At 70.7% G+C, this 14,931-nt stretch carries 16 protein-coding genes and 3 tRNA genes; 14 read left to right on the top strand and 5 right to left on the bottom strand.

Going from position 1 to position 14,931, the window contains the following annotated elements:
• Positions 1-246, top strand: a 246-nt coding sequence (locus JNB61_RS18940) for a ThuA domain-containing protein (protein ID WP_220340647.1), incomplete at its 5' end; no start/stop codon positions are given.
• Positions 247-391: 145 nt separating this feature from the next.
• Here the strand turns inward: JNB61_RS18940 and JNB61_RS18935 are convergent.
• The 3 genes from JNB61_RS18935 to JNB61_RS18925 form a co-directional block, all read right to left on the bottom strand.
• Positions 392-464: transfer RNA gene (locus JNB61_RS18935), tRNA-Phe, on the bottom strand.
• 77 nt (positions 465-541) lie between these two features.
• Positions 542-615: transfer RNA gene (locus tag JNB61_RS18930), tRNA-Asp, on the bottom strand.
• A 20-nt stretch (positions 616-635) separates the two neighbouring features.
• Positions 636-708 (bottom strand) — tRNA-Glu (locus tag JNB61_RS18925).
• A gap of 321 nt (positions 709-1,029) precedes the next feature.
• Between JNB61_RS18925 and JNB61_RS18920 the strand changes: the two genes are divergently transcribed.
• On the top strand, positions 1,030-2,334 hold the full coding sequence (locus JNB61_RS18920; protein WP_222855578.1) for a M23 family metallopeptidase: 1,305 nt from the start codon (positions 1,030-1,032) through the stop codon (positions 2,332-2,334).
• Positions 2,335-2,401: 67 nt separating this feature from the next.
• Here the strand turns inward: JNB61_RS18920 and ppa are convergent, their stop codons facing one another.
• Positions 2,402-2,935 carry an inorganic diphosphatase gene (gene ppa / locus JNB61_RS18915; RefSeq protein WP_220292218.1) on the bottom strand — a complete coding sequence of 178 codons (534 nt, stop codon included), beginning with the start codon at positions 2,933-2,935 and terminating at the stop codon, positions 2,402-2,404.
• Between the two features lie 189 nt (positions 2,936-3,124).
• On the opposite strand from ppa, the gene tilS reads away from it, so the two are divergent.
• The 12 genes from tilS to panC all read left to right on the top strand — a co-directional run bounded on the left by tilS (position 3,125) and on the right by panC (position 13,620).
• Complete coding sequence (tilS, locus tag JNB61_RS18910) at positions 3,125-4,123, top strand: tRNA lysidine(34) synthetase TilS (RefSeq protein ID WP_220340645.1); 999 nt, start codon at positions 3,125-3,127, stop codon at positions 4,121-4,123.
• Between the two features lie 14 nt (positions 4,124-4,137).
• Positions 4,138-4,689 (top strand): hypoxanthine phosphoribosyltransferase, encoded by a 552-nt coding sequence (gene hpt / locus JNB61_RS18905; RefSeq protein ID WP_220340644.1) that lies wholly within the window; start codon positions 4,138-4,140, stop codon positions 4,687-4,689.
• Positions 4,690-4,836: 147 nt separating this feature from the next.
• Entirely contained in the window at positions 4,837-6,846 is a 2,010-nt protein-coding gene (ftsH, locus tag JNB61_RS18900) for an ATP-dependent zinc metalloprotease FtsH (RefSeq protein ID WP_159847407.1), read from the top strand.
• A gap of 9 nt (positions 6,847-6,855) precedes the next feature.
• Positions 6,856-7,446 carry a GTP cyclohydrolase I gene (gene folE, locus JNB61_RS18895; RefSeq protein WP_220340643.1) on the top strand — a complete coding sequence of 197 codons (591 nt, stop codon included), beginning with the start codon at positions 6,856-6,858 and terminating at the stop codon, positions 7,444-7,446.
• On the top strand, positions 7,443-8,270 hold the full coding sequence (folP, locus tag JNB61_RS18890; RefSeq protein WP_220340642.1) for a dihydropteroate synthase: 828 nt from the start codon (positions 7,443-7,445) through the stop codon (positions 8,268-8,270). The genes folE and folP overlap by 4 nt, the downstream gene beginning before the upstream one ends.
• Entirely contained in the window at positions 8,270-8,665 is a 396-nt protein-coding gene (folB, locus tag JNB61_RS18885; protein WP_220340641.1) for a dihydroneopterin aldolase, read from the top strand. Before folP ends, folB begins: the two co-directional genes overlap by 1 nt.
• Positions 8,662-9,219 carry a 2-amino-4-hydroxy-6-hydroxymethyldihydropteridine diphosphokinase gene (gene folK / locus JNB61_RS18880; protein WP_220340640.1) on the top strand — a complete coding sequence of 186 codons (558 nt, stop codon included), beginning with the start codon at positions 8,662-8,664 and terminating at the stop codon, positions 9,217-9,219. The genes folB and folK overlap by 4 nt, the downstream gene beginning before the upstream one ends.
• Complete coding sequence (locus JNB61_RS18875; protein ID WP_220292234.1) at positions 9,216-9,713, top strand: DUF3180 domain-containing protein; 498 nt, start codon at positions 9,216-9,218, stop codon at positions 9,711-9,713. Before folK ends, JNB61_RS18875 begins: the two co-directional genes overlap by 4 nt.
• Complete coding sequence (locus JNB61_RS18870; RefSeq protein ID WP_220340639.1) at positions 9,655-10,254, top strand: PH domain-containing protein; 600 nt, start codon at positions 9,655-9,657, stop codon at positions 10,252-10,254. The genes JNB61_RS18875 and JNB61_RS18870 overlap by 59 nt, the downstream gene beginning before the upstream one ends.
• Before the next feature lie 95 nt (positions 10,255-10,349).
• Positions 10,350-12,068: a PH domain-containing protein gene (locus tag JNB61_RS18865; RefSeq protein ID WP_374226650.1), complete on the top strand. Its 1,719-nt coding sequence runs from the start codon at positions 10,350-10,352 to the stop codon at positions 12,066-12,068.
• Positions 12,065-12,778, top strand: coding sequence for a Rossmann-like and DUF2520 domain-containing protein (locus tag JNB61_RS18860; protein WP_220292238.1), 714 nt, complete (start codon positions 12,065-12,067; stop codon positions 12,776-12,778). The genes JNB61_RS18865 and JNB61_RS18860 overlap by 4 nt, the downstream gene beginning before the upstream one ends.
• Positions 12,775-13,620, top strand: coding sequence for a pantoate--beta-alanine ligase (panC, locus tag JNB61_RS18855; RefSeq protein WP_220340637.1), 846 nt, complete (start codon positions 12,775-12,777; stop codon positions 13,618-13,620). Before JNB61_RS18860 ends, panC begins: the two co-directional genes overlap by 4 nt.
• On the opposite strand, the gene JNB61_RS18850 is transcribed toward panC, so the two are convergent.
• Positions 13,589-14,908 (bottom strand): MFS transporter, encoded by a 1,320-nt coding sequence (locus JNB61_RS18850; RefSeq protein WP_223214973.1) that lies wholly within the window; start codon positions 14,906-14,908, stop codon positions 13,589-13,591. The two genes, panC and JNB61_RS18850, sit on opposite strands and share 32 nt — an antisense overlap.
• Positions 14,909-14,931: the final 23 nt, after the last annotated feature.

Genomic DNA, 14,931 nt, shown 5'->3' with positions numbered 1-14,931 from the left:
TATAAGAGACACCCCTGGCATCGCCCCATCACCTCCCCGGCGGTGTGGACGCGCGAATGGGGTCAGGGGCGCGTCTTCGTCGCGACCCCCGGCCACAGTCTGTCCGTCCTCCGCGACGTCAGTGTTCGCACCATCATCGAAAGAGGATTGCTGTGGGCGACGCGCGGTCTGGAGCGCGGCGGCGTGGGCGTGATCGGAGACGAGGCGACGCGAGCGGTGGTGCGTGACACCGTCGGCGCCCTGTGATGCCCATGCCTCCGCAGAGACGGCGGAACTCCTGGGTGGGTCCCACAGGGTGGCGTCTCTGCCCGCGGGGTCCTCGAAAAGACGAAACCCCCGCGATGTAGAAGCTACGCGAGGGTTCCTGGGGTGACTGTAACGATCACCCTTGTGGCTCCGACCGGCATCGATCCGGTGACCTTTCGATTTTCAGTCGAACGCTCTACCAACTGAGCTACAGAGCCTTGCGGCAACTCTCATACAAGACCTGCCGCGTCCTAGACGAAAGGCCCTCTTCAAGAAAAGGGCCCGTCGCTCGGAGCGACCCTGACGGGACTTGAACCCGCGACCTCCGCCGTGACAGGGCGGCACGCTAACCAACTGCGCTACAGGGCCATGCTTATTGAATTGTGGAGTGACCCCAACGGGATTCGAACCCGTGCTACCGCCGTGAAAGGGCGGCGTCCTAGGCCGCTAAACGATGGGGCCGGGTGAACCTTTTGGGGCTCACTGCCGAGGACCAAGCATACGTAACTCCTCCCGAAAACGCGAATCGAGGGCGCGCCGCCCTTGTGCAACGGCTTCCCGAGGCGCACACTGACCGGGTGACCGCTTCCCGAGGCGGCGGTCGCTGTGCACCACTGGGGGTTGCACATGTTACTGATGTTGCTAGTGTGAAACGAGTTGACGCCGCGAGGGGAGGACCCGGTGCAGCCCGAGAACACCACCGAGAAGGCCCTGGCCGGCGACGCCTCCGTGGACTGCGGATGCGCTCCGTCTCCTCGTGAGCAGCGGCGGCTCTGGCCCTCGATGAACCGGCGCACCGCGCTCGGACTCGGCATCCTCGGCGTCGCGGCTCTCGGCGCGGGCGGAACGCTCGGACCCCTGGTCGCTCCCGCGTTCGCCGCCGATTACCCGTCGTGGGATGACGTCGTCGCCGCGAAGAACAACGAGGCGGCCAAGGCCGCCGAGATCACCAAGATCCAGGAGCTCATCGCGGGCCTCGAGGCCGATGTCGCTGCGAAGCAGCAGGTCGCGCAGCAGATGGCCGACGAGTTCTATGTCGCGCAGCAGGAGTACTTCGACGCGGCCGTGCGCGCCGACCAGCTGCAGCAGCAGGCCGACGAGCAGGCCTCCGCCGCGATCGACGCCGCGAACAAGGCCGGGCGCGTCGCGGCGCAGCTGTACCGCAACGGCGGGGACGACACGTCTCTCGAACTGTTCTTCGCGGGCTCGGCCTCCGGCGCCGACGACCTGCTGGCCCGCCTGGGCACGATGGACAAGCTCGTCCAGCGCAACCAGGACGTCTACGCGCAGGCGGTCACCGCGCGCGACTCCGCACAGAGCCTGAGCGACCAGGCGGCCGTGCAACGCGCCGAGCGCGACCGGCTGCAGAAGATCGCCGAAGAGAAGATGATCGCCGCGCAGAAGGCCGCCGAGGAGGCGCAGGCCGCGCTCGACGCGCAGAACGCCAAGCGCGGCGAGCTCGAGGCGCAGCTCGCGGCCCTGCAGGACGCCACCGCGAAGACCGTCGCCGACTATCAGGAGGGTGAGCGCGTCCGTGCGGAGCAGGAGCGCCTGCGTCGCGAGGAGGAAGCCCGCCGCGCAAAGGAGGAGGCCGATCGTCTCGCCCAGCAGGGCGGCGGCGGTGGTGGAGGCGGCGGAGGCGGCAGCGGCGGCGGAGGAGCCGTCGTCGGTTCCGGCTGGGCTCGTCCCTCATCCGGCTGGCGCAGCTCGGGCTACGGGCCGCGGACTGTGCAGTGCGGCAACAGCTACTGCTCCAGTGGCTTCCATTACGGCGTCGACCTCGCAGCGGGCTGCGGCTCGGGCATCTACGCCGCATCGGCGGGGCGTGTCGTCTACGCCGGCTGGAACGGCGGCTACGGCAACTACATCAAGATCGACCACGGCGGCGGCATCGGCACCGGGTACGGCCACATCCGCTCTGGCGGCATCTTCGTCGGCGTGGGCCAGTGGGTCAGCGCCGGCCAGCTCATCGCCAGCGAGGGCAACACCGGCAACTCCTTCGGCTGCCACCTCCACTTCGAGACCTACGTCAACGGCTCGCCCGTGAATCCGATCTACTTCATGGCCGATCGAGGCGTCTCCGTCTGACGCGACCGACGCCTGAAACGACGAGAACCGGATGCCGCGGCATCCGGTTCTCGCATGTGAAGACAGGTCAGAGCGTGCTCGGCGCGACGCCCTCACCCTGCGTCTTGGTCTGGGCGTCGTGCTCCTTGAATCGGTCGAAGGCCTCGCCGACGAGGCGCTCGGCCTCTGCGGCGTCGGCCCACTCGTCGACCTTGACCCACTTGTTCGGCTCGAGGTCCTTGTAGTGCTCGAAGAAGTGGGCGATCTCCTTCTGGAGGTACTCGGGGATGTCGCCGACGTCCTGGATGTGGGCCCAGCGCGGGTCCTTGGCGAGCACCGCGACGACCTTGTCGTCGCCGCCGGCCTCGTCGCTCATCTTGAGCACGCCGACCGGGCGAACGCTCGCGAGGATGCCGGGGGCCAGGTCGACGTCGAGGATCACGAGCACGTCCAGCGGGTCGCCGTCCTCGCCGAGGGTGTTCTCGAAGAACCCGTAGTTGGTGGGGTAGCCCATCGGCGTGTAGAGGATGCGGTCGAGGAACACGCGGCCGGTGCCGTGGTCGACCTCGTACTTCACGCGGCTGTTGCGCGGGATCTCGATGACGGCGTCGTACGCGCCCATAGTGGTGCTCCTTCGAAGACTGTGGATGGCCGCGACCAGCCTAGTCGCGCTGCTGTGCGCGATTCTCGGGGCGGTGCCAGGCTCCCCACCGTTCGCAATTCAGGATCGCCGGGCGTTCGTGTGCTCTATCCGGCCTCGCGCGCGCATCCATCCTGAGTTGCGAACCGGGGCGGCCGGTACCGTGGGTGCGTGACCGACCGCCGACCCGGACTCGACCCCGCCGTCGCCGAGGTGCGGCTCGCCGTGCGCCGGGCGCTCACCGGCCTGCAGCAGGGCAGCACCGTCGTCGTCGCGCTGTCGGGCGGTGCCGATTCGCTCGCGCTGGCGGCGGCGACGGCCTTCGAGGCGGCGAAGCTCGGCCTCCGCGCCGCCTCTCTCACCGTCGACCACGGCCTGCAGGACGGATCGACGGATGCTGCCGCCGCCGCCTCGGCGAAAGCCGAGGCGCTCGGGCTCGAGGCCCGCGTCGTGCGTGTCGAGGTGGGCGCGGCGGGCGGTCCCGAGGCCGCCGCACGCGAGGCGCGCTACCGCGCCCTCGCCGAGGCCGCGCGCGCCATCGGCGCCACCGCGATCCTCACCGGCCACACGCTCGACGATCAGGCCGAGACCGTTCTTCTCGGCCTCGCCCGCGGCGCGGGTGCCACCAGCCTGCAGGGCATGGCCGAGGCATCCGTTCTCGAAGGTGTCCGGATGCTGCGCCCGCTGCTCGGCGTGCGCCGCGCCACCACCCGCGCCGCCTGCACGGCCGAAGGGATCGAACCGTGGGACGACCCCCACAACTCCGAGCCCCGCTTCGCGCGCGTGCGCGTGCGCGAGACGGTGCTGCCGACGCTCGAGGCGCAACTCGGGCCGGGCATCGCCGAGGCGCTGGCGCGCACGGCCGCCCAGCTGCGTGAAGACGCCGAGGCGTTCGACGAGATGATCGACGAGACGATCGAAGACATCGTCGAGCACGCCGAGGCCGGCATCTCGGTGTCGGCGGCCGCGCTCGCCGCCAACCCCGCGGCCCTGCGCAACCGCATCATCCGCCACGTCGTGGCCAGCGAGTTCCACGAGAGCCTCACCCGGACTCAGACGCTCGAGGTGGTGCGCCTGGCCACCGATTGGTCGGGCCAGGGGCCCATCGATCTTCCCGGATGCCGCGCCCGCCGCGTCGGCGGGCGAATCGAGTTCTCAGCCCGCGTCTGAATAGACTCGTCTGCATGCGCGCGGCCGACGTCTCCAGCGACATCACCGAAGTCCTCGTCACCGAGGAGGAGATCCGAGCCAAGCTCGATGAGATCGCGGCGCAGGTCGCCACGGACTACGCCGACCAGGACCTTCTGCTGGTGGGGGTCCTCAAGGGCGCGATCATGGTCATGGCGGACTTCTCGCGGGCGCTGAAGAAGCACGTGACGATGGACTGGATGGCGGTCTCGTCCTACGGCGCCGGCACGAAGTCCAGCGGTGTCGTGCAGATCCGCAAGGACCTCGACACCGACATCCTCGGCAAGCACGTGCTCATCGTCGAGGACATCATCGACTCGGGCCTGACCCTCAGCTGGCTGCTGGAAAACTTCGCCGCCCGAGGCGCGGCATCCGTCGAGGTCTTCGCGCTGCTGCGCAAGCCCGAGGCCGCAAAGGTCGAGGTGCAATGCAGGTACGTCGGATTCGACATCCCGACCGAGTTCGTCGTCGGGTACGGCCTGGATTACGCCGAGAAGTACCGCAACCTCCGCGACGTGGCGGTGCTCGCGCCTCACGTCTACAGCTGAGCACCGCAGCGGCGGACTGTGATTACGCCCGGGGCGAATGCACAGACGACGCCTAGGAATCGCGCGATACCCTGATTCAACCGTCGACGGGGGTTCTCCCGTCCGCGGCGGCACGTCGACGAAAGGGGTCGGGCTCGCGCCCGCGCCATGGACTTCAAGAAGATCACCCGCAACCCGCTCTTCTACGTCCTGCTGATCGGGGTCTTCCTCATCGTGGGGTTCTCGCTCATCTCGAGCCTGGGCGGCGCGAAGCAGATCTCCACGCAGGAGGGCCTCGAGCTGCTCTCGGGCGACACGGTCACCGAGGTGGTCAACACCGACGGCGACCAGCGCGTCGACATGAAGCTCTCGAAGGAGTACGAGGGCGCCACCGACGTGCAGTTCTACTACGTCTCGGCCCGTGCCGCCGAGGTCGTCGACGCGGTCAACGAGGCCAACCCGAAGGACGGCTTCAACGACGCGGTGCCGCGCGCGACGTGGTTCGACGGCTTCATCTCGCTGCTCCTGCCGATCCTGCTGCTGGGTCTGCTGTTCTGGTTCCTGCTGTCGAGTGCCCAGGGCGGCGGCAGCAAGGTCATGCAGTTCGGCAAGTCGCGCGCGAAGCTCGTGACCAAGGAGATGCCGCAGGTCACCTTCCAGGATGTCGCGGGCTCCGACGAGGCGATCGAAGAGCTCGAAGAGATCAAGGACTTCCTGAAGGACCCGTCCAAGTTCCAGGCCGTCGGCGCCCGCATCCCGAAGGGCGTGCTGCTGTACGGCCCTCCCGGAACGGGCAAGACGCTCCTCGCCCGCGCGGTCGCGGGTGAGGCGGGCGTGCCGTTCTACTCGATCTCGGGTTCGGACTTCGTCGAGATGTTCGTCGGCGTCGGCGCGAGCCGCGTGCGCGACCTCTTCAACAACGCCAAGGACAACGCCCCGGCCATCATCTTCATCGACGAGATCGACGCCGTGGGTCGTCACCGTGGCGCCGGAATGGGCGGCGGCCACGACGAGCGCGAGCAGACGCTCAACCAGATGCTCGTCGAGATGGACGGCTTCGACCCCAAGGCGAACGTCATCGTGATCGCGGCGACCAACCGCCCCGACATCCTCGACCCGGCGCTGCTGCGCCCCGGCCGCTTCGACCGCCAGATCGGCGTCGACGCGCCCGATCTCAAGGGCCGCACCAAGATCCTCGAGGTGCACGGCCGCGGCAAGCCGCTCGCCGACGGCGTCGACCTCGAGGTCGTCGCCCGCAAGACCCCCGGCTTCACCGGCGCCGACCTCGCGAACGTGCTGAACGAGGCAGCGCTGCTCACCGCCCGCTCGAACGCGCAGCTGATCGACAACCGCGCCCTCGACGAGGCCATCGACCGCGTGATCGCCGGGCCGCAGCGGCGCACGCGCGTGATGAAGGACAAGGAGAAGCTCATCACGGCGTACCACGAGGGTGGCCATGCCCTCGCCGCGGCGGCGATGAACCACACCGACCCGGTCACGAAGGTCACGATCCTCCCGCGCGGCAAAGCCCTCGGCTACACGATGGTGCTGCCGCTGGACGACAAGTACTCCGTCACGCGCAACGAGCTGCAGGACCAGCTCACCTACGCGATGGGCGGCCGCGTCGCCGAAGAGATCGTGTTCCACGACCCGACCACCGGCGCCTCCAACGACATCGAGAAGGCGACCAGCATCGCCCGCAAGATGGTGACCGAGTACGGCATGACAGGCGACATCGGCCCGGTCAAGCTCGGCCAGTCCTCCGGCGAGGTCTTCATGGGCCGCGACATGGGCCACGGCCGCGAGTTCTCGGAGCGCGTCGCCGAGCGCGTCGACGTCCAGGTGCGCGACCTCATCGAGCAGGCGCACAACGAGGCCTACGAGGTGATCAACGCCAACCGCGCTGTGCTCGACAAGCTCGCGCTGGCGCTGCTCGAGAAGGAGACGCTCGACCACCTGGAGCTCGCCGAGATCTTCAAGGACGTCAAGCGCCTGCCCCCGCGCCCGCAGTGGCTCTCGAGCGAGCAGCGCCCCGTCTCGGAGCTGCCGCCCGTCGAGGTTCCGCAGCGCCGCGACGAGGCGGGCCTCGCCGCGAGCGTCGAGGCCGACGAGCAGCCGGCTGCCGAGAAGGCGACCAAGCGCCGTCCCACCGGACAGGCGCGCCCGGCGACCGCGTAGGCTCGGCCTATGGCCGTCGATCGTGAGCGCGTCGCCCAGCTCGTGCGCGAACTGCTCGCGGCGATCGGCGAAGACCCGGAACGCCCCGGGCTGAAGCAGACGCCCGAGCGCGTCGCCGACGCGTACGCCGAGTTCTTCGCGGGGGTGGGGACGGATGCCGCGGCCCCCCTCGCGCACACCATCTCGGTGTCGCGCGGCCCGGCGCCCGACACGCTGCCGTCGGGAGCGGTGATCCTGCGAGACATCATCTTCCGCTCGGTGTGCGAGCATCACCTCCTGCCCTTCCGGGGTCACGCGCACCTCGCGTACCTCCCCGGTGAGCAGGTCGTCGGCCTCGGCGCGCTGCCGAAGGTCGTCGACATCCTGTCGTCGCGTCCTCAGGTGCAGGAGCGCCTGGGCGAGCAGATCGCCGACGTGATCGCCGGGTCCCTCGACGCCCGCGGCGTGCTGGTGGTGCTCGACGCGACGCACGAGTGCGTCACGATGCGGGGCGGTCGCCAGCCGGATGCCTCGACCGTGACGATCGCGGCGCGGGGCGAGTTCGCCGACCCCGCCGCGCGGGCCGAGCTGGTGGCACTGATCGGAGCCGGCCGCTCATGACCCTGATCATGGGCGTCGTCAACGTGACGCCCGATTCCTTCAGCGATGGCGGACGCTACGTGGACGCCGACGCGGCGGTCGCCCACGCGATGGGTCTGCGAGCGCAGGGCGCCGACATCGTCGATGTCGGCGGCGAATCCACCCGGCCCGGTGCAGAGCGGGTGAGCCCCGAGGTCGAGCGGGCGCGGGTACTCCCGGTGGTGCGGGCGCTGGCGGACGCCGGGGTCGTGGTGAGCATCGACACGATGAACGCCTCGACCGCCGTCGCCGCCGTCGAGGCCGGCGCGCGGATCGTGAACGACGTCTCGGGCGGCATGGCCGATCCCGGGATGCTGGGGGCCGTCGCGTCCACCGATGCGGACGTGGTGCTGCAGCACTGGCGCGGCCACTCCGCCGACATGTACGCGGGCGCCGTGTACGACGACGTCGTCGCCGAAGTGGCCGGCGAGCTCACTGCCCGTGTGGAGGCCGCCGTCCTGGCCGGCATCGATCCCGCGCGCGTGATCGTCGACCCCGGTATCGGATTCGGCAAGCAGGGCGAGCAGAACTGGCAGACGCTGCGCGGACTCGACCGGTTCGTCGCGATGGGGCACCGCGTGCTGATCGGAACGAGTCGCAAGCGGTTCCTCGCCGACGCGCTCGCGGACGACCCCGCCCAGGCGTCCGAGGCCCGGCGCGACCTCGCCACCGCGGTGACGAGCGCCCTTGCGGCGCAGGCCGGGGTGTGGGCGGTGCGCGTCCACGATGTCGCCGCCACGCGAGATGCTCTGGTGGTCGCGCAGCGGTGGGCGGGCGTGGATCGATCGGGCGGCCAGGAGGGCTGATGGACTTCATCGACGAGATCACGCTCACGGGCGTGCGCGCCTACGGGTACCACGGGGTATTCGCGGACGAGCGCCGCGAGGGACAGGAGTTCGTGGTCGACGCGACTCTGTACCTCAGCACCGCAGAGGCCGCAGAGACCGATGACGTCGCCGACACCGTGCACTACGGCGAGGTCGCCGAGCGCATCGTCGAACTCGTCGGCGGCGAGCCGCTGAACCTCATCGAGGGCGTCGCGGCGCGCATCGCCGACGACCTCCTCACGTACGACCTCGTGAGGATGGTCGCCGTCACCGTCCACAAGCCCCAGGCTCCGATCACGGTCCCGTTCACCGACGTGTCGGTGACGATCCGCCGTGGCCGCCCCGGGAGCCCGATGCGGACGGTCGGGTCGTGAACCGGCGTCTGGCCCAGGGATTCGACGGCGAGGCGGAGGGTCACCCGCGTGAGGCGGTCGAAGCGGTCGTCGCGCTCGGCGCCAACCTGGGCGATCGGGCTGCGACGATGTCGGCGGCGATCAAGGACCTCGCGCGGGTTCCCCTCGTCGACGCGGTGCGGGTGTCCGAGCCGATCGAGTCGGTCGCGCTGAAGCCGGAGGGACCGGATGCCTCGGCCCCGGCATACCTGAACGCCGTCGCGGTCCTCACCACGCGGCTGGCGCCGTCTGTGCTGCTCGGCTACCTCCACGCCATCGAGCAGCGCCATGGCCGGGTGCGCTCCGCCTCCCGTTCCGCGCGCGAGGGAGGCTGGGAGGACCGCACGCTTGATCTCGACCTGATCGCCTACGGAGATCTGGTCAGCGACGATCCGCGGCTTCTCCTCCCGCACCCGCGTGCGGCCGAGCGCGACTTCGTGCTGGCGCCGTGGCTGGCCGTAGACCCCGACGCCGTGCTCCCCGGTGTCGGCCGGGTGGACGAGGCGCTGCGCCGGCTGCGGTCGGAGGGTCGATGAAGCGCACAGGGGCGGGAGTGCTGATCATCGCGGCGGTCCTCGGGGTCGCGGCGGGGTTCCTCGTGGATCAGCTCTTGACCTCGGCGGGCCGCCCCACCTTCACCCCCGCCGTGACGCTGCCGATCCTTCTCGTGCTGCTCGGCGCGGTCGTGATCGGGCTCGCGATCCCGATCCGCCGGGCCACGCGAGGCACGTCGAAGACGAAGGTCGACCCGTTCCGCGCGGTGCGCGTCGCGATGCTCGCGAAGGCGTCGAGCATCGTCGGCGCCGCGCTCGGCGGACTGGGCGCGGGGCTGTGGATCTTCCTCGCGACCCGGCCGGTGACGCCCTCGCTAGGCTCGTTGGCAACGGTCATCGCGACGACCGTGTGCGGCGCCCTGCTGGTCGCTGCAGGTCTGGTCGCGGAGCACCTGTGCACCATCCGGAAGGACGACGATGACGAACAGCCCGGAGGCGACGCACCCGGACTCGAACCCCGCATCCACGACCACTGACGCGGCGGCGGCACCCGATGTCGCCCCGGAGTTCGAGCGGTTGGTCGAGCCGCGGTCCGAGAACAGGCTCGCCCTCGAGAGCGGCGTGTGGCACCAGATCTCGCCGAAGTACGTGACGGTCCAGTTCATCTCGACGGGATCGTTCCTGCTGGTCGTCATCGCGGCCACCCTCGTGCTGACGCTGCTGATGCACCAGCTGTGGGCGTGGATCCCCGGCGGCATCATGACCGTGATCCTCGCGTGGACGCTCGCCATCCTGCCTCGGCAGGCGCGCGCGATCGGGTACCAGCTGCGCGACGACGACCTCGTCTTCCGCCGCGGCATCCTGTGGCAGCGCTTCGTCACCGTGCCCTATGGTCGCATGCAGCTCATCGACATCACGCACGGCCCGCTCGACCGCGGCTTCGGCATCGCGCAGCTGAAGTTCGTGACGGCCGCCGCGGCGACCGGCGTCGTGATCCCCGGCCTCGCCCAGTCCACCGCAGAGACGCTCCGCGACCACCTGGTCGAGGTCGCCGAGAGCCGGCGCACGGGGCTATGAGCTCGGTGCCCCCTCCCGAGCCGGCGCCCGCGGGCGGGCCCGGCGCGCCGCCGCCCGCGCCTGCGGGCGGGCCCGGCGCGCCGCCGCCACAGCTCGTGCGCTCGCCGCTGAGCGACGGCGAGTGGCACCGTCTGCACCCGTTGACACCGCTTCTTCGCGGCGGTCTGTTCCTCATCGTCGTCATCGGCATCGTCTTCGCGAACCTGCGGGACCGCCTGCTGTACGTCTTCCTGCCGTGGCTCGCGCCGGGCGTGGGGGACGAGGTCGTCGAATGGGAGCAGGTCGGCGGTGACCCGATCGACTTCATCATCGCGAACAACCTCTACGTGCTCGCCGGCGTCGCGGTGCTCGCGGTGCTCATCGTGCTCGTCACCGTGTTCTACACCTCGTGGCGCTTCCACACGTTCCGCATCACCGATGACGACGTCGAGGTGCGCAGCGGGATCCTGTTCCGCACGCAGCGGCGTGCACCGCTGGACCGCGTGCAGGGCGTCAATCTCACCCGGCCGATGATCGCGCGGCTGCTCGGCATGGCCAAGCTCGAGGTGGTCGGGGCAGGCATCGACGCCAACGTCAAGCTCGAGTACCTCTCGACCGCCAACGCCGAGGCCGTCCGGTCCGACATCCTGCGCCTCGCGTCGGGGCGCCGGCTCGCGATGTCGGCGGGCCCAGCCGGTGCGACCGCGACGCGGCAGCCCGGCAGGGTCGCATCCCTGAGCCAGACCGTCGGCCGCGAGATCACCGGACTCATCGAGGGGCCCGAGGCCCCCGTCGCCGAGCTCGAATCGGTCGTGCACATCCCGCTCGGCCGGCTCGTCGCATCCCATGTCCTCAGCACCTCGACGCTGGCTCTGCTGTTCGCGATCGTCGCGATCGTGATCGGCGTCAGCCAGGGCGTGACGTGGCTGCTGTTCGGCTTCGTCCCGGCGATCATCGGTTTCGGCGCGTACTGGGTGCGCTCGATCGTCCGCTCGCTGCGCTACTCGATCGCACCGACCCCCGACGGCGTGCGCATCACGTTCGGGCTCTTCACGACCATCACCGAGATCGTCCCGCCCGGCCGGGTGCACGCCGTGGAGGTGACGCAGGGGATCCTCTGGCGCCCGGCGGGCTGGTGGACGATCCGCATCAACCGTCTCACCGGCCGCAGCGCGGCCGACAGCTCGACCGATCAGTTCACGACGGTGCTGCCGGTGGGCACCGCGGCGGACGTCGAGCGGGTGCTGCGCCTGCTGCAGCCGTCGCTGCCCGACGACGAGCGGGCGCTCATCGTCCAGGAGGGGATGTTCGGGCCGACCGAGGGCGACACCTTCACGAACACGCCGAAGCGCGCGTGGTGGATCCGGCCCTTCTCCTACCGCCGCAACGGCTTCCGTCTCACTGAGGACGTGCTGCTGATGCGGCGCGGCGTGGTGTGGCGCAAGCTCGTGATCCTGCCCCTCGCGCGCCTGCAGAGCTTCGGGCTCTACCAGGGCCCGCTCGACCGCGCGTCACGCGTGACCAATGTGCGCGCCCACGTCGTGACGGGTCCCGTCTCGCCCTTCCTCGCGGCCGTCGATCGCGACCGCGCGCTCGCCCTGTTCGACGACGTCGCCACCGGGTCGGTGCGCGCGGCTCTGGCCGACCGCACGCATCGCTGGGCAGAGGGCGAGACGGATGCTGCGGCCCCCGCCGTCCCGCTGCCCGCTGTCTCCGTTCCCGCTGCGACGGCGCCGGTCCCCCCGGATGCCGGCGCAGGCGCTCAGTCCGCAGCATCCGTGCCGCCGCCGCCGGGCTACACCGTCGTCACCCGGCCGGGGGAGGAGCCCGCATGAGCCGGGATGGGCGTCTGGGCGTCGGCATCATCGGCGCCGGCCGGGTCGGGCCCGTTCTGGGTGCGGCGCTCGCCGGCGCCGGGCACGCGCTCGTGGGGATCACCCAGGGCTCCGACCCCGAGCGGGTGGAGGCGATCCTGCCCGGCGTCCCGGTTCTCGACGCCACCGAGGTCGTCCGCCGCAGCGAGCTTGTGATCGTCGCCGTGCCGCACGACCAGCTGGAGGGGCTCGTCGGCGGTCTGGCCGAGATCGGTGCGTGGCAGCCCGGCCAGCTCGTGCTGCACACCGACCCGGCCTGGGGCACCGGCATCCTGTCGGCCGCCGTCGCGAAGGGCGCGATCCCGCTCGCCGTGCACCCGGCGATCGAGTTCAGCGGGACGTCGATGGATCTGCGGGCGCTCTCGAGCGCGTACGCCGCCGTCACCGCCCCCGGTCCCGTGCTGCCGATCGCGCAGGCGCTCGCCGTCGAGCTCGGCTGCGAGCCGGTCGTCGTCGACGAGTCGGCCCGGCCGGCGTACGCCGAGGCGATCGCGACCGCACGCGATTTCTCCCGATCGATCGTGCGTCAGGCGACCGCGCTGCTCGCCGAGGCGGGCGTGCCGCAACCCGGCTCATTCCTGTCGGCACTGGCGCACACGACGATCGACCACGCGCTCGCGGAGGCGGGCTCCGGTCCTGGAGCCGAGCCCCCCGCTACGATCCAAGGATGATCAGCACCGTCGACGAGCTGCGGGCTCGGCTCGCCGAGATCCGCGCCGCCGCCCCCGGAGCGCGCATCGCACTCATCTCCACCATCGGCTCGCTTCACGACGGGCACATCGACCTCGTGCACCGTGCCCGTGAAGTGGCCGACGTGGTGGTCGTCTCGATCTTCGTGAACCCGCTGCGCTTCGCAACCCCGGCGGAGTTCGCGGCGTATCCGAGGACGCCGGACGACGACGAGCGCCTGCTCGAGTCGCTGGGCGTCGAGGTGGTGTTCGCCCCGGAGTCGAGCGAGCTGCTCCCCGACGGCTCCGCGACGACGAAGGTCACCGCGGGCGATCTCGGCCTTCGCTACGAGGGGCGTGCGCGCCCGTTCTACTTCGACGGACTCCTCACGGTGGAGGCGAAGCTCTTCCACCTCGTCCAACCGGACGTCGCCGTGTACGGCGAGCGCGATCCGCAGCGGGTGTTCCTCGTGCGCCGCATGATCCGCGACCTGTTCTTCAACGTCGAGGTCGCGACGGTCGAGACCGTGCGCGGGGACGACGGGCTGCCGGTGTCGACGCGCGTCGGACTGCTCGAGGACCGCGACCTCACGGCCGCCGCACTCCTCCCGGCCGCGCTGGACGCCGCCGCCGCGAACGCGGATCGAGGCGTCGACGCGTGCATCGCCGCCGCACAGTCGGCCCTCATGGGAGAGCCGCGCATCCGGCTGGAGTACCTGAGCGTCGTCGACCCGGCGACCTTCCTGCCGGTCGACGAGGGCAGCAGCGGACCGGCACTGGCGCTCATCGCCGCCTCGGTGGCGGGGCACCGCTTCATCGACAACGCCGAGATCTACCTGGGCTGAACCGGGCACGAGGGCTGGGAGGCGACATGCGCGTCCCGGCGGTCGGACCGCCCTGCCGGTGCGACTTCCGCGCCCGGCTCAGCGTGTTCCGCCGTCGTGCGCGGCCGCGTCCGGCGAGCGCCGCCGCATCGCGATGCCCGCGCCGAGCGTCGCGACGAGCACCACTGCGGAGAAGACGAGCAGGACGGTGGTCTCGCCCACCAGGGGAAGGCTGAGCCCCACGAGGAGCACCGGCGCGACAAGGCCCGCATACGCGATGAGGAAGAGGAGGGCCAGAGTCTCGCCCCGGCGGTCGGGTGCCGCGAGCGCGCTCGCCGCGGCGAGCGCCGAAGCGGAACATGATGCCGGCCCCCGCCCCGGCCACGATGCCGCCTACGACGAAGAGCCCCAGGATCGGAATCAGTGCGCCTGCGGCGATGGAGACCAGCCCGATCGCGAAGCACAGGATCGCGACGAGCAGCTGCGCCCGCTGCGCGACGCGGACCAGCAGCACCTGGGCGACCGCTGCCGCGCCGAAGACCGCGAAGACGGTTGCGCCGTCCACCAGGTGGTCCGAGACCTGGAACGTGTCGTGGAGAAAGGTGGGGGCCAGTGATGTGAATAGCGCGAAGAGCGCGAACGAGGCGGCCGCTCCGGTGCTGGCCGCCGTGAAAGCCGCCGCGGACCCGGCGGGCAGCGCCAGCCGCTGTGGTCGATATGCCGGATGCGACGCCGAGGTGTCGACCGTCTCGGGCACGTGACGGAGAACGACCGCCGCGCCGACGAAGAGCACCAGGAACACCGCGTGCGGCAGCTCCAGCGGGTCGGGAGCGAACTCGGCGAACAGGCCGCCCACGAGAGGTCCGAGGGCGAGTCCGCCGAGATTGGCGGCCCCGGCCACCGAAGCCGCGACGACCGGTGTCTCCGCGGGTCGTGCGTTCGAGCGCAGCTCCGCGAGGTGGGCCGTCGCCGCGGCGCTGAGCGTGCCGACACTGACTTCGTCGACGAATCGCGCGACGACGAGGCCCGGAACGGAGTTCCAGACGATGAACACGACCGCGGCGATCGCCGACACCAGCATCGCGATGACCGCCATCCGGCGTCGTCCTGCCCAGTCGCTGATGTGGCCGATCAGGAACAGGCTGACCACGACTCCGACCGCGAAAGCGGCGAAGATGAAGGTCACGACCGGGACGGGGAAGTCGTCGGCCGCCTGGTAGAGCGGATACAGAGGCGTCGGGACCGTGGCGTAGGCGGTGACCGTGGTGAAGGCGGCCGCGACGACCCAGAACCCGGTGAGATCCGACATCGTGCGACGAGCTTGCGACATCG

Origin of the sequence: Microbacterium ureisolvens, assembly GCF_019511645.1 — a bacterium.
In the GTDB taxonomy this organism is placed as follows: domain Bacteria; phylum Actinomycetota; class Actinomycetes; order Actinomycetales; family Microbacteriaceae; genus Microbacterium; species Microbacterium ureisolvens_A.
Note: the sequence above shows the minus strand (reverse complement) of the source record. Positions and strands in the feature narration are given on the sequence as shown.

Coding starts and splice junctions, on each gene's coding strand:
- JNB61_RS18920 (WP_222855578.1), top strand. CDS start 1,030: ATGAACCGGCGCACCGCGCTCGGACTCGGCATCCTCGGCGTCGCGGCT.
- ppa (WP_220292218.1), bottom strand. CDS start 2,935: ATGGGCGCGTACGACGCCGTCATCGAGATCCCGCGCAACAGCCGCGTG.
- hpt (WP_220340644.1), top strand. CDS start 4,138: ATGCGCGCGGCCGACGTCTCCAGCGACATCACCGAAGTCCTCGTCACC.
- ftsH (WP_159847407.1), top strand. CDS start 4,837: ATGGACTTCAAGAAGATCACCCGCAACCCGCTCTTCTACGTCCTGCTG.
- folE (WP_220340643.1), top strand. CDS start 6,856: ATGGCCGTCGATCGTGAGCGCGTCGCCCAGCTCGTGCGCGAACTGCTC.
- folP (WP_220340642.1), top strand. CDS start 7,443: ATGACCCTGATCATGGGCGTCGTCAACGTGACGCCCGATTCCTTCAGC.
- folB (WP_220340641.1), top strand. CDS start 8,270: ATGGACTTCATCGACGAGATCACGCTCACGGGCGTGCGCGCCTACGGG.
- JNB61_RS18875 (WP_220292234.1), top strand. CDS start 9,216: ATGAAGCGCACAGGGGCGGGAGTGCTGATCATCGCGGCGGTCCTCGGG.
- JNB61_RS18870 (WP_220340639.1), top strand. CDS start 9,655: ATGACGAACAGCCCGGAGGCGACGCACCCGGACTCGAACCCCGCATCC.
- JNB61_RS18860 (WP_220292238.1), top strand. CDS start 12,065: ATGAGCCGGGATGGGCGTCTGGGCGTCGGCATCATCGGCGCCGGCCGG.
- panC (WP_220340637.1), top strand. CDS start 12,775: ATGATCAGCACCGTCGACGAGCTGCGGGCTCGGCTCGCCGAGATCCGC.
- JNB61_RS18850 (WP_223214973.1), bottom strand. CDS start 14,908: ATGTCGGATCTCACCGGGTTCTGGGTCGTCGCGGCCGCCTTCACCACG.